Source organism: Halorussus pelagicus (assembly GCF_004087835.1).
Classification (GTDB): domain Archaea; phylum Halobacteriota; class Halobacteria; order Halobacteriales; family Haladaptataceae; genus Halorussus; species Halorussus pelagicus.
The window spans coordinates 717,340-730,402 of record NZ_CP035119.1 but is presented as its reverse complement, the minus strand read 5'-3'; the positions used below and the strand labels follow the sequence as shown (position 1 = coordinate 730,402).

General features: G+C 64.5%; 12 protein-coding genes and 1 tRNA gene. 3 read left to right on the top strand and 10 right to left on the bottom strand.

From position 1 onward, the window contains the following. Positions 1-11: 11 nt before the first annotated feature. Positions 12-500 carry a hypothetical protein gene (locus tag EP007_RS03735; RefSeq protein ID WP_128476374.1) on the top strand — a complete coding sequence of 163 codons (489 nt, stop codon included), beginning with the start codon at positions 12-14 and terminating at the stop codon, positions 498-500. Between the two features lie 4 nt (positions 501-504). On the opposite strand, the gene EP007_RS03730 is transcribed toward EP007_RS03735, so the two are convergent. From EP007_RS03730 to EP007_RS03705, 6 genes are all read right to left on the bottom strand, one after another. After that, the gene (locus tag EP007_RS03730) at positions 505-834 is read right to left on the bottom strand and encodes a hypothetical protein (protein ID WP_208023526.1); all 330 of its coding nucleotides are present in this window, start codon (positions 832-834) and stop codon (positions 505-507) included. Between the two features lie 2 nt (positions 835-836). Next, positions 837-1,154: a helix-turn-helix transcriptional regulator gene (locus tag EP007_RS03725; RefSeq protein ID WP_128476372.1), complete on the bottom strand. Its 318-nt coding sequence runs from the start codon at positions 1,152-1,154 to the stop codon at positions 837-839. A gap of 315 nt (positions 1,155-1,469) precedes the next feature. After that, positions 1,470-2,306, bottom strand: a complete 837-nt coding sequence (locus EP007_RS03720; protein WP_128476371.1) for an RAD55 family ATPase — start codon at positions 2,304-2,306, stop codon at positions 1,470-1,472. A 236-nt stretch (positions 2,307-2,542) separates the two neighbouring features. After that, a complete protein-coding gene (locus tag EP007_RS03715) occupies positions 2,543-3,508 on the bottom strand; it encodes a beta-ribofuranosylaminobenzene 5'-phosphate synthase family protein (RefSeq protein ID WP_128476370.1) in 966 nt (321 codons plus the stop codon). A gap of 53 nt (positions 3,509-3,561) precedes the next feature. Continuing rightward, positions 3,562-4,521: a glycosyltransferase gene (locus tag EP007_RS03710; RefSeq protein ID WP_128476369.1), complete on the bottom strand. Its 960-nt coding sequence runs from the start codon at positions 4,519-4,521 to the stop codon at positions 3,562-3,564. Between the two features lie 138 nt (positions 4,522-4,659). Next, positions 4,660-6,804, bottom strand: coding sequence for a glycoside hydrolase family 15 protein (locus EP007_RS03705; protein WP_128476368.1), 2,145 nt, complete (start codon positions 6,802-6,804; stop codon positions 4,660-4,662). Between the two features lie 152 nt (positions 6,805-6,956). Between EP007_RS03705 and ilvD the strand changes: the two genes are divergently transcribed. Continuing rightward, positions 6,957-8,666 (top strand): dihydroxy-acid dehydratase, encoded by a 1,710-nt coding sequence (gene ilvD / locus EP007_RS03700; RefSeq protein ID WP_128476367.1) that lies wholly within the window; start codon positions 6,957-6,959, stop codon positions 8,664-8,666. Positions 8,667-8,758: 92 nt separating this feature from the next. On the opposite strand, the gene EP007_RS03695 is transcribed toward ilvD, so the two are convergent. Then, entirely contained in the window at positions 8,759-9,457 is a 699-nt protein-coding gene (locus tag EP007_RS03695; RefSeq protein WP_128476366.1) for a class I SAM-dependent methyltransferase, read from the bottom strand. Between the two features lie 205 nt (positions 9,458-9,662). On the opposite strand from EP007_RS03695, the gene EP007_RS03690 reads away from it, so the two are divergent. Then, entirely contained in the window at positions 9,663-10,193 is a 531-nt protein-coding gene (locus EP007_RS03690; protein WP_128476365.1) for a hypothetical protein, read from the top strand. A gap of 60 nt (positions 10,194-10,253) precedes the next feature. On the opposite strand, the gene EP007_RS03685 is transcribed toward EP007_RS03690, so the two are convergent. The 3 genes from EP007_RS03685 to EP007_RS03675 all read right to left on the bottom strand — a co-directional run bounded on the left by EP007_RS03685 (position 10,254) and on the right by EP007_RS03675 (position 12,844). Then, positions 10,254-11,300: a 3-keto-5-aminohexanoate cleavage protein gene (locus EP007_RS03685; protein WP_128476364.1), complete on the bottom strand. Its 1,047-nt coding sequence runs from the start codon at positions 11,298-11,300 to the stop codon at positions 10,254-10,256. A 310-nt stretch (positions 11,301-11,610) separates the two neighbouring features. After that, positions 11,611-11,681 (bottom strand) — tRNA-Pro (locus tag EP007_RS03680). Between the two features lie 71 nt (positions 11,682-11,752). Further along, entirely contained in the window at positions 11,753-12,844 is a 1,092-nt protein-coding gene (locus tag EP007_RS03675) for a succinylglutamate desuccinylase/aspartoacylase family protein (RefSeq protein ID WP_128476363.1), read from the bottom strand. Positions 12,845-13,063: the final 219 nt, after the last annotated feature.

Genomic DNA, 13,063 nt, shown 5'->3' with positions numbered 1-13,063 from the left:
AGGGAGAGAGGATGCAATTCAAACTGGTTCCCGAACCGCCCCAGTCCCTCGACTTCGTGGCCGACGCACAGCGCGCGGTGCCGCTCGTACCGGGGAGCGAAGACGACTGTTGCGCCCGGATGCTCAACCGGACCGACCTGACGAGTCGAGACGAGGCCCGGACGTGGCTGACGTTCCTGCGCGCGCTCGGACTGGCCGAGGAGCAGTCGTCGGGCTTTACCCGGACGCGCGAGGACCCGACGCCGGAGTTTCTGGCCGAGCAGTTCCGAGCAAACGTCTTCGGGGCGCCCGCGCTGTTAGAGATTCTGGACGACGCCGGGAGACCACTTTCTGCCGAGACGGTGTTCGAGCAGTTCGAAGAGGAGGTCCCGACGTGGGAACACTACAAGAATCCGAATACGTGGGAGACGATTTGGAGCGAGCGCGTGGAGTATCTGTTGGAGTGGGCCGTGTTGTTGGGGCTAGCTGAGAAAGTGGACGGGGAGTACGTAGACGGGTAGTTTCCTACTCGACGCCTAGATACCCGGCGGCCTCCTGTGCAACCTTCTTTGTCGTCGCTTCGACTAGGCGACCTTCTTCACCGTGAACATCTGCGTGCCGGATGGGCACGACGGTCCACGGATTGACGTAGCTTTCACGGGGGAGTCCACCGGTTTTGAACTCGGCGTCTGCGAGCGGAATCGCAACCGCGCGTCGTGTTGTCGTAACCGCCGCGTAGAGTGCTTCCTCATCGCTAAACGGGTGAGCGTCGTCACTTAGACAGACGTAGGGGCGATAGTTGTGGTCAGCGAGCAGGTCCGGGCCTTTCACGACTACACCGCGGTCGTACATCATCGCTATTCTTCACCGTAGTAGTCGTCGGTCGTTGACGCCGAACTGGCCCGCGTCTGGGCCGCGTATGACGCGAGGCGGTCGTCTTCGGCGAGTGCCCAGTACCGACCGCGATGACGGACGAGACCACGGTCTTCGAGACGCGATAGGGTGGCACCGACGCTTCCGCGATTGATACCGGTCGCCTCGTGGATTTCGGTTTGGGTGAACGCTTGATGTTCGTTTTCGGCGAGGAACTGGATGATGCGGTAGGGATTGGTGCCCTCTTGGATGTCGAGGGCTCCCGACGGGTCTTCGTTGAACTGATCGATACTGATTGGCATGTATAATAGAACGTAATAGAATGTAATAAATGTGGCGCACGGTACAGGTACTGTTCAGATACGCGTTGAAGCATGAGGCGATTGGAGTTCTGGTTGCCTCTGCCAGAATTCGACCGACTCAACGGCTGTGGCAATGAATCGAGTTAGATGGTGTGGAGCAAGAGGTGATACCGGAACCGCTGATGAAGTTCAGTAACCGTTTCATGCCAACTATTTCCAGAACGCTACTCACCGTACCGCCGAAAATTGGTTGCAAACTCCGTCTTTGCATGGAATCAGCTTATCTGAACAATTCCACAAACGTGACTGAACCCCTCAGCGAATCTTCCGCACGTTACTGATGTCGAATCCGGCGTCGTGAATCTCCGTCTCGAAGCGGATGATGTCCTCGGCCTCCAACCGCGACAACACCCCGCGGAACTCCCGGACGAACATCACCCGGTCGCGCTCGTTGCCGCCGGTCTCCCACTCAAAGGCGATGGTGCCGTCGGCCGCACCCATCAGACTCCCCATCTGGATGTCCGAGAGGGCTTCCTGATTCACGAGGACCAAAATCAGGCCGTCCCACGCGCGCGAGGCCTTTTGGAGACCCTTGACGAGTAGAGTGATATCGCTCCAGTCTAAGTGTTCGTTCGGCGCGCGCGCGAGGTCGGTCAGCGAGTCGATGACGACGAGGTTGCCCGTGGCGTGTTCGTTGAGGTACTCGCCGAGCGCTTCTAGCACACCACGGCGGTCGCCCCCTTTCCCGAGGTCGGTGATGGTCTGAGTCTTGCGGGTGTACCACTCGCGGGGAATCGCAGAGAGTTGGAAGTATTCCTGACTGAAGTCGGCGAAATCGACGGTCCGGACGCCCGGCCGGACTATCTCCTCGCTCATGGTGAACTCGATTTCCCGCCGGAGTTCGTCGCCGCTGGCGGTGAACGAGACGTAGTGGATATCCTCGGGCACCGCGGCCCGGTCGGACACCTCGCCGTAGTGGAGACCGAACTGCTCCTCGTCGGTGTGGGCCAACCCGTTGATGGTCGCGCTGGTGTAGCAGAACTCGCGGGCACCGGCCCCGGCCTCGCCTGCCAGCAGAACCACGCTTCCGGGCGGCGCGCCGCCGCCGATGATGTCGTCCAGTCGGGAGACGCCGAACGGAATTCGGTTCATGAAGCTCTCGTTACGGGGGTCTCGGCCGGGGCGTTTGGGTCTTTCGTCTACCAGTCTCGCTTCTCTCCCCGGACTCATCCGGAGTCCTTTCTTCGACGCGAACGTTCAAATACGAAACCGAGACCATCCTTGCACGGACGCTTCGCGCGGTCACGGACAGGGAGCCGACGACTCAGTCGGCAGTGTCGATGACTCCGTGACCGCCAGTCCGACTACTCCGAGAGGACTGTGCCAACTCACGCGTCGATTTCCGCGCCCCGATTCCGGGGTTCGGCGACCACCACCTCGCCGCCGACGCCCGCCGCCGAGAGCGCCGCGTGGGCCGCCTCGCGGGCCGCAGGCGCGCGCTCGTCGGTGGTCACGGCGTAGACCGCGGGACCCCACGACGACTGGCCAGCGCCAGCTATCGCGGTCGTTCCGGATAGCTCCGCGACGAGTTCGCCGACCGGCGGGCGGTAGACGCCGCCCTGCTCGTCGGCGTACCACGCGCCGTTCAACCGGCCCACCTCGGCGAGCGCCGCGCCGAACGTCTCGGGGTCGCCCTCGGCGACTGCTGGGAGGACGCGCCGAGTCACGACCGCGGCGATTTCGTCGGCGAGCGAGGGGTCCGCGCGCTCGACGACCGACCGCATGCTGGCGTCCTCGTCGTCGCCGCTCCGGCCGGGTTCCGCGTCGGGGTGAACGACCACGAAGCGCCAGTCGTCGGGGACCTCGTGGCTGGCCGTGACCGGCGGGACCGACCACTCCCCGCGGGGCGGTCGGTCGGCCGTGAACCGCTCGGTCGGGTGTCCCGAGTCGAGGACGAACCCGCCGGACTCGAAGGTCGCCACCCCGACGCCGCTCCGACCGCCACGGCCTAGTTTTGGGGCGCGCTCGCGGACTCGCGGATTGCGGCCGTGAGCGCGCGCGACCGCCGCGAGCACCGCGAGTGCCAACTGCGTCCCGCTCCCGAGACCGACGTGTCGTGGCAGGGTTCGCTCGACCGTTACGTCTGCGCCGGAGACACCGAGAAGTTCGACCGCGCGGCGGGCGTACGCGCTGGCGTCGTCGTGGTTACATCGAACCGTCTCTGCGGGGTCGGCCACCACCTCGACCCGCGGCGAGTCGAGCGCGACTCCGAGCGACCCGTAGAGTCGCTCGTGGGCCAGCGAGAGGTTCTGAAAGCCGAAGTGGAGGCGCGCTCCGGCGACGACTCGTGCCATACCGGTGGTTAGCGAGCGACGGGGTTCGTAGTTCCGACAGTGGCAAAAACTGGTCAGGTTAGCTCTTCGAGGACGTGGCTGGCCACGCGCTCGACGCCGTTGTCGTGGTCGGGCGACTCGGGCGGCTGGCGGACCGCCCGTGCGACGTGCGTAACCGAGTGTTCGACCTGAAAGCCCTCGACGCCGCGGCGTTCGATGACGCGGGTCACGCCGTGTTGCTCGTCGGTGAACGGGTAGATTACGCAGGGGGTCCCGCCGACCGCGGCCTCCATCACGGTCGAGTAGCCCGAACAGACCACCACGTCGGCGGCCCGAATCCACGGCAAGAGTGCGGGCACTGCCTCCCAGTCGTCGTCGCCGACCAGCGTCACGCGGTGGCCCTCTGTCCGAAGGGTCTCGGCGAGCACGTCGAAGTTCGTCGAGTAGACGCTCGGCACGACCAACACGTCGATTTCCTCGTTCGGGCCGCGACAGTCGTCGGGGTCGAGCGCGACGGGCGGAACGTGGGTCACGCCCGGCGGGTCGCCGCCGTCGGACGGCCAGACCGCCGGGTAGAGGAACGTCTCGGCCGCGCCCAACTGGTAGCGGTTGAGCAGCCAGGTAAACACCTGTTCGACCGCGGCGTCGTAGTAGGAGGCCGCGTTGTGGGTGACGATGTAGAGGGGCGTCCCCGTCAGCGGCGCGGCCATCGCGGCGAACATGTCGTCGGTCACCAGCGCCGCGGGGTCCTCACGTCGGAGCCAGCGCACGAAGTCGAAGACGCGCTTGCCGCTGTAGGGGAGGCTTCTGGTCAGCACGCGGCCGAGCGACCCCTGTTGGTAGTCGCCGATGTAATCGACCGGCGCGGCCCGGAACACGTCGTAGCCGTTGTGTTCGATGAAGCGCGAGCCGGGACCGCCGCCAGCGAGCGCGATGTCCGCCCCCGCGTCTTCGAACGCTTGCCCGACTGCGAGCATCCGGGTGGCGTGGCCAGCGCCTTCGGGGTAGTGCGCGACGGCGACCGTCAGGTCCATGACCTCTTTTCGACGGCCGCCCGAAAAGTATGTTCTCATTCCGAGATTTTGTCGGGCGACCAAGATGTGTCCTCGCGGTGACGCGAGACAGGTCGTCGGGCGGATACACGGTGTGAGCGACGACCACCGGCGCGACGATTAGCTACTCGGTGCGAGACCGAACGGCGCGCCACGCTGGTCGCTCTCGACTAGCAGCAGGTACATCGCCTGACTCCACTGGAGGTTGGAGTTCCACTGCACGTCGCCGTTGCCGTCCACGCGCTCGGGCAGGAGTCCGGCGGCGGTGGTCCACTGCTCGGCGTGGTCGAAGACGTAGTCGCTCATGGCGTTCGAATCGACGCCGCTCTGCCACCGAACCACGTCGGCGTACGCCTCGCAGAGTGGCCACCCGCCGTCGTTGGCGCTCCCGCTCGGCGTGTAGTCGTCCTGTGGATACCGACCTAAACAGGGCGTGTCGTCGGCTTTCCACGCGGTGTCGTCGGCCTTCTGGACAGTCGAGGTCATCTCGGGACTGCTCGCGTCCTTGACGTTCCACGGCCACGCGGCCATGAACGCCGCGGCGTCGGGACGAACGTCGGCGTCGAGCGTGCCGTCGTTGTACGTCGGGCTGTCGGCGGTGACGTAGTGGTCGCCCAGATAGGCGTTCGTCTTGTAGCAGTAGCCGTCAAAGTTGCTCGCCCACGTATCGGCCTTGTTCCGGCAGTCGTCGGCGAAGGCCGTCTCGCCCTTCGCGTCGGCCAGTTCGGCCATCGCTCTCAGTCCAGCAATCGCCGACGCCGTGCCTTCGGTCGAGTAGCCCCAGATTTCCTCCCACGGGTCCTGATGCTTCTTCGGGAAGCCGTAGCCGTTGTCGTAGCCGAGCAGGAACTGGCCCGCGCTCTTGGACATCGAGTAGTGGTCGTCGAGGACCGCGCTGTCGCCGGTCTCCTGCCATGTCAACCAGTGGGCGTAGATGGGACCGCCGACTTGGTCCAGTTGGAGCGCCTCCCAGTGGGCCGACCCGTCTACGTAGTAGTTCTGCCACCACGTTCCCTCGCGGTCGATGCCGCGGTCGTCCGTCGTCGCGGTCTTAATCTGGTGGTCGTCGAGCCACTGGAGGGCCTCTCTGGCCTCGGTGGTCGCGTCCGCCGAGAGGAGCGACTGAATCATGACGACTTGGTCGCGCGGCCAGACGTAGGTGTACTCCTCGCTGCCGGGTTCGAACGCTCCCGCAATCATCGGCCCGCGGGGGTCTTGAGCGCACTTGAGGCTGGTCAGGGACTTCTCGTACATCGCGTCCGCGGTGGCGTCGCCCGTTGGACCCGAGGAGACGCTGGCGTGCCAGTCGTCCCACGCCGAGACGAAGCCGTTGCGCTCGGCCGCGTACCCGTTGTCGAGCGCGGCGGTGGCGTTATCGATGGCCTCGCTTTCGGACTTCCCGAAGCCGATTGCGGTGAGCCACGTCACATCCGTCGCGCCGCCGACGTAGAGACCGACGCCGGAATCCACGTTGCCCGAGGCCGAGGAGTTGGCGTCGATGTAGCCGTCGTTCTCGCCGTAGATGTCGTGCCACGCGCTCTTGTCCGACCCGGAGGTCGAGCCTTCGACGCCGACCCGGTGGCCGTCGAAGGTCGTCTTTCCGGTCGAGGGGCGCTGCTGGGCGTACGCGAGGTACCACGACCCGTCGGACGCGACCACGCAGTCGTAACCGTTCGCGGTCGTGACGTAGCCGCTGTCGCCCTCGCCGCGACTGTCGAACTCGTCGATGGCCGGGTTGACGAGCGTAAAGAGGGTGTGGTCGTTTGCTTGGTCGAACTGCGCGTTGTTCTGCACGAGGAGCGCGGGCTTGTCGGCGGTGACGAGTACGTCCTGATACAGGTCGGCGGAGTAGCCGCTGTCGAACTGGAACCAGTTGTGGACGTGGACCTCCGGCACCGTGCTGGACTCGTAGGACACCTCGCTCCCCGCGGCGTCGTTGCGCACGTCGAGGGTCTGGCCGAGGTCGGCGTCCCAGAGTATCGTGTGAACGTCCCGAAGATGCTCCACGTCGCGGCGGAACGCCGAGGTGTCCTCGATGAGGGTGCCGTACCGGTCGCCACCGGCGGTTCCGGGGTACTGGTTGAGCGTCGCCAGCACGTTTTGGCCCGCGCCGTTGGGCGCGCTGACAACGGCGTCCTTGTCGCTGTCGGGGTAGTTTTCGCCCGCCGAAGCGGGGGTCGAGACGCTTCGCAGGAGGGCGCTCCCGGTGGCCGTGCCGCCGATTCCTTGCAGGACCGTTCGTCGGCTGAACCTGTTGTTCGACATGTAGTGTTCCTATCTTGGATTGCCTGAGTAAAAAATTTACTTAGAATCAAGTTAATATAATATCCTGGGGTTCGAGGCTCGTTCGAGAGCAGTCGAACAGCAACATCTGTCCGAGGGCGGCAACTTAAGCCCCTCCGCGGTCATGCGGACGTATGACCGAGAAGTCCGGAAATCTGCGGAGCAGCGAAGTCACCGAGGGCGTCGAGCGCGCGCCCCACCGCGCGATGTTCCGCGCGATGGGGTACGACGACGCCGACCTCTCGTCGCCGATGGTCGGCGTCGCCAACCCGGCGGCCGACATCACACCGTGCAACGTCCATTTGGACGACGTGGCGGCCGCGGCCTACGAGGGCGTCGATTCGGCGGACGGGATGCCAATCGAGTTCGGGACCATCACCATCTCCGACGCCATCTCGATGGGGACCGAAGGGATGCGCGCCTCGCTGGTCTCTCGGGAGGTCATCGCCGACTCGGTGGAGTTGGTCGCGTTCGGCGAGCGCATGGACGGGCTGGTCACGCTCGGCGGGTGCGACAAGAACCTGCCGGGGATGATGATGGCCGCGATTCGGACCGACCTGCCCTCCGTCTTCCTCTACGGCGGGTCCATCATGCCCGGCGAGCACGAGGGCCGAGAAGTCACCGTCCAGAACGTCTTCGAGGGCGTCGGCGCGGTCGCCGAGGGCGAGATGAGCGAGGACGAACTCGACGACCTCGAACGCCACGCCTGCCCCGGCGCGGGGTCCTGTGGCGGGATGTTCACCGCGAACACGATGGCCTCAATCTCGGAGGCGCTTGGTCTCGCGCCGCTCGGGAGCGCGGGCGCACCTGCCGAGTTTGAGGAGCGATACGACATCGCCGAGCGCGCCGGGGAACTCGCGCTCGACTGCATCGAGAACGACCGCCGCCCCTCCGACATTCTCGACAAGCGGTCGTTCGAGAATGCCATCGCGCTACAGGTCGCCATCGGCGGGTCAACCAACGCCGTCCTCCACCTGCTCGCGCTGGCCGCCGAGGCCGGTGTGGACCTCGACATCGAGGAGTTCGACGAGATTTCTCGGCGGACGCCCAAGATTGCGAACCTCCAACCCGGCGGCGAGCGGGTGATGTTCGACCTCTACGAGCAGGGCGGCGTCCCGGTCGTGATTCGCCGCCTCGTGGACGCGGGCCTGTTCGACGGCGACGCCATGACGGTGACGGGCCGGACGATTTCGGAGGAACTGGACGAGTTGGACCTGCCCGCAGACGACGACATCGACGCCGAGTTCGTCCGCCCGGTCTCCGACCCCTTCCACGAGGAGGGGGCCATCAAGATTCTCACGGGCAACCTCGCGCCCGACGGTGCGGTCCTCAAGGTCACGGGCGAGGACAACTTCCACCACGAGGGACCAGCCCGCGTCTTCGAGACCGAGGAGGACGCGATGGCCTACGTCCAAGAGGGCCGCATCGAGTCGGGCGACGTTATCGTCATCCGCAACGAGGGACCGAAGGGCGGTCCCGGAATGCGTGAGATGCTGGGCGTCACGTCCGCAGTCGTCGGCGCGGGCCACGAGGACGACGTGGCGATGGTCACGGACGGCCGGTTCTCGGGCGCGACCCGCGGGCCGATGATCGGCCACGTCGCGCCCGAATCGTTCTCGGGCGGTCCCATCGGGGCGCTGGAGGACGGCGACCGCGTGACCATCGACATCGCCGAGCGGACTCTCGACGCGGACCTCTCGGACGAGGAACTTGAAGCGCGCCTCGACGCGCGCGACGAACCGGAAATGGCCTACAAAAACGGCGTGCTGGCGAAGTACGGCGCGACGTTCGGGTCGGCCGCGAACGGTGCCGTGACGAATCCGGGTGTGAAACGCGACGAGTAGGCGAATGGCGTTTTACGGACGTGACGGCGCGCTCTGTACGCCGTTTCGCCGCGTGCGAGCGAACGAGCGTAGCGAGTGAGCGAGCAGGCGTTTCAAACCACGATGCGGAGCAGTTCGTCGGCACCCTGTTGGAACTCGAAGGGAACCGACCGAATCTTGGTCTCGTACCCCTCGTCGGCCAGCATCTCTCGAAGGTCGTCCAGTCGCGGGTAGCGTTTCCCGTCGAAGCGTTCGAGCGGGTAGACTCGAACCTCCTCGCTGGCCACGCGGGCCAGTTCCAGTAGGGACTGTCTGTGGAACTCGTGGTCGAGTTTGTCCATGTAGAGGAACATGAGGTGCGCCGAGAGGACCAGGGAAAACGAGTCGTCGGCGTACGGGAGGTCCGGCAGTTCGGCCTTCACGTATCGGTCGGTGTCGTGGTAGTCGGCGTAATCCGCGATGAACTGTTCGTAGGCGCGGGTCCAGTGGTTTCGAACGTCGGTCACGTCGTCGTAGAACTCCCAGACGAACTGGTCTTCGACGCCGTCGAACCCGGCGATGGCGGTGTCGATGTCGCGCTCGCACTTCTCCCGTAACTCGTCCGGCGGGATGTGATACAGCATGTCCACGCCGACTGCGTCGATATCGCGCCGATTCGCCTCGGCGACGAACGCGCACGCTCCGCCCGGACAGTCGAGGACAGACTCGCCCCCCCACGCTGAGAGGTCGATGTCGAACATCTTCTCGTACTCCCCCACCGTTCGACCGATGAAGGCAACATCGTCTATCGCGTACGTCTCCGTGTCACCCATGTATTATACGCCTAACTTTCGGATTATAAAATTATCCTCCGAGACACATCATATAACGTATGGTCAATTTGCATAGTATAGCTTCTGAAAATCCAAAATTCACCATACCGGAACTCGATTTCCAAACCCCACTACCATTATCAATTATCATAACTGATAATATTACACCGTTAAACCTATGTTAACTAAACATTATAGGGTGAGTATGGCACAACAGAAAGCGTTCAGTCGAGATGGCGAAGTAAGCGGACAGACCGTCCGGTCTATCGTTGACGGTGTCGCCCAGTTCTCCAGCACGTACGAGGATCGTGCGCTCGACATCCTTGACAACCACGGCCTGCCCGAACCGGAAGAGGACGACTGGTACTCGTGGGGCGCGTACATCGACGCCTTCGAAGAACTCGCCGACACTGTCGGCCCGAAGACGGTGACGAAGATCGGTTCCGAGATTCCCGGTCTGGTCGATTGGCCGCCGACCGTCGATAGCGTCGAGGGCGGTCTCGCGGCCCTCGACGAACAGTACCAGAACACCCACCGCGGCGACGACATCGGTTACTACGACTTCGAGAAGACCGGCGACAGCGGTGGCGTCATGGAGTCTAAGAACCCCTATCCCGCAGCGCTCGACGAGGGCCTGCTGAAGGCCACCGCCGAGAAGTTCAGCGGCGACGGCGCATTCGTCCGCGTCGAACAGACTAGCGACGGCGAGGTCACGACGTTCCAGATTTCGTGGTGAATCGCTCGCCGTCGCGGTAGTTGGGCCGTCGTTTTCGGCGGGCCGACCGCTTTTGAGACCCTATCGCGGTGAGGTGTACTCCATCCCGAGGAACTCCCGAGCGCGCTCGGGGTCGGTAATCACGTCTCGGCCGAGCAGTTCGGCGAGTTCGACCGCCATCTCTACCACCTCGGAGTTCTTCTCGATCAGTTCGTCGCTGTGGGGATATTTCCAGTAAGCGTCCTCGATGCCGACGCGCACGACGTTTGCGCCCGCGATGAGTCCCATCGCCAGCGTCGGAAGCCAGTTTCGCCCGCCGGGGTAGAGACCGACGACGCTCTCCGGGACGCTCTGGCGCACGTTGTATATCTCCGAGAGGACTTTGAAGTACGACCACGGGTCGTTACCCGTGGTCAGCGAGTCGTGAGCGCCCGCACGGATACAGAGAACGAACGGGTCCCAGACGGCCTCGTTGGCGTCCAAGATGTGGTGTTTCACGTCGCGCAGGACGTGGGTATCGTACAACTGGAAAATTGGCTTAACGCCGTTCTCCTCGTAGAACCGGACGCCCTCCGTGATGGACGACAGCGAGTGAAGTGCGCCCGCGCCGAACAGACCGGGCGGGAGGACGACGCTCCCTTGGCAGTATTTGTTCCCGTCGCCGCGCTCCAGCAGGTCGGCGACGCCCGAGACGTAGTCGGCGTGGGCGCTCACCTCCCACCCCTGACTGAACGTTATCACATCGCCGCACTCCTCGAATACGGGGTCAAGCAGGTCCACGAGCAGGTCGTTGTCGTTCCACTGCGGGCGGCGGTTCTCGTCGCGCGGATGGACGTGGACGGCGGCGGCACCGGCCTTGACGCTGTCCACGAGTTCCTGTATCTGCTCGCCTTTCGAGTCCGGAACCGCAGGGTAGTGGTCGCCGCCGGGTTGCCACCCCGGACATGCGCACTCGATGACGACGGGACTGTCCATCGTGTCAATCTGGTCGTCCTCGTGGACCGGGAAGAACTGCTTGGCCGCATCCCGCGTGAACGTGCCCGCTGGTTCCAACTCGTCGAACGCGAGGTCGTCGTAGAGGTTTCGGTGTAAGGAGTCGCCGTCCGAATCTGGGCTGTCCGGTGCCATAACGTACGAAGTTAGAGTATGTTTTATTTAATATTTTCTTTAAAAAATAAATATAGGTGTGGCGGACGACGAGCCGATGGTTTCTTCCCAACTCCCTGACACGATGCGGTTACTATCAACTTCTACAGGATGTTCCAAGAGACTTGGAATTCGGTCTTGCCGGAGTCGGCGTCGCCGTCCGGCGACTGCGGATGTCGGGACGATGCGCGGCGCGACGGCTATGAAACGTAGTGTCGCGTAGAATTTGGAATGGGACTACCGACGTATCAAACCGCGATACCTCGTGCTCCCATTTTTGCTTCGCAAAAAGTGGGACCGCCGAGATTCGAACTCAGGTCCAACCGACCCCATCGGCTGAGGATACCGCTACCCCACGGTCCCGCAATGCACTCCGTGTGCATATCGACAAAAGCCCGTCTCCGAGTTAAGCGCTTCGTTTCGAGTCGAGTAGCTCACGCCGAATCGCCGTCTTCGTGCGAATCGTCCGCATTGCGCGGGACCACGAGGTCGCCGTCGTCGCGGACCGCCATGCTCGCCAGTGCGTCGTTCTCGTAGACCGCGACGCCAGCCATTCGCCCGAGGACGTAGCCGTCGTGGTTGGACTCAACGGTCGCCTTCGACTCGCCGTGGGGCGTGCAGATGTCTGCGATTGGGTCGCCCTCCGACACCATGTCGCCCGCTTCGACGCGATGGCGCGCGATGCCCGGCGTATCTGCGTGGGGATGGACCGCGCGCTTGACGGGGTACTCGACCGGTGGTTCCGGGCCGACGGCGTCGGGGTCCGGGTCGCCCGGAAGCACACCGAGTTCGCGCATGACGTTCCGAAGGCCCTCGACGCCAGCCTCGCGGATGTCCCCCTCCACGACTTCGTGGCCGCCCAACTCCGCGGTGAACGCCGGGATTCCGGCGTTGTTGAGCGCCGCGCCCGCCGTCGAACGCTGGAGGTTCTGCTCGGTGTACTCCTCGGCGGCGTACTCGTTGACGATAGGCATGCCGAACGCCTCCGCGAGCGATTCGAGGTCGGCCGCGAGGTCGCGGGCCTCCGACTTCGTGCGCTCCTCGCCATAGAGGACTCTATCGCGGATGAGGAACGGCATCGACCCGACGTGGGCAGTGTGAAGGTCAACGAGCGCGTGGGCCGAGTCGGCGAACGCCTCGTAGATGCGCTCGTCAACGAGTTGCTGGACGCTCGGCGGGCGACTGCTCTCGGCGTCGGGGTCCGGGAAGTAGCGGTTGGGGTCCTCGTCGTCGTAGTAGGAGGTCCGGGAATTGCGGCGCAGGCCCGCGGGGTTGAGATTTGGGATGCAGACCACGGTACCCCGGATTTCCGCCGCGAGTTCGTCGGTCATCACGTCTTGGGCGACGGCGAGACCCGTCACCTCGTTGCCGTGGATGGCGGCGGTAATCCAGAGTGTTGGTCCCTCTTCCTCGCCCTCGGCGACGAGGACGGGCAGGCGCTCGGGGGTGCCGGTCGGGAGGTCGGTCACGTCGAGCCACCCGGTAGCGAGTTCGCCGGGGGCGGATTCCGCGGTTCCGAGTTGCATGTCGGTGAGGTTGCAGGGCGCGGTGAAAAAAGTGGGCGTGGCGGCAGAGGAGAGCTTCGAGTCTCGGAGATTCGAACCTCCACTCCGGCGCGCGCTGGCGTCTGCGCGAGCGGATGCGAGCGCAGGCTCGTCGGACGCGGGTTGTCCGACGGCGCGGCGCGACTGCGCACCGCCGAGGTTGGGGAGGTGTGAGGCTGATGCGGTGCTGTGCGGGGCGGT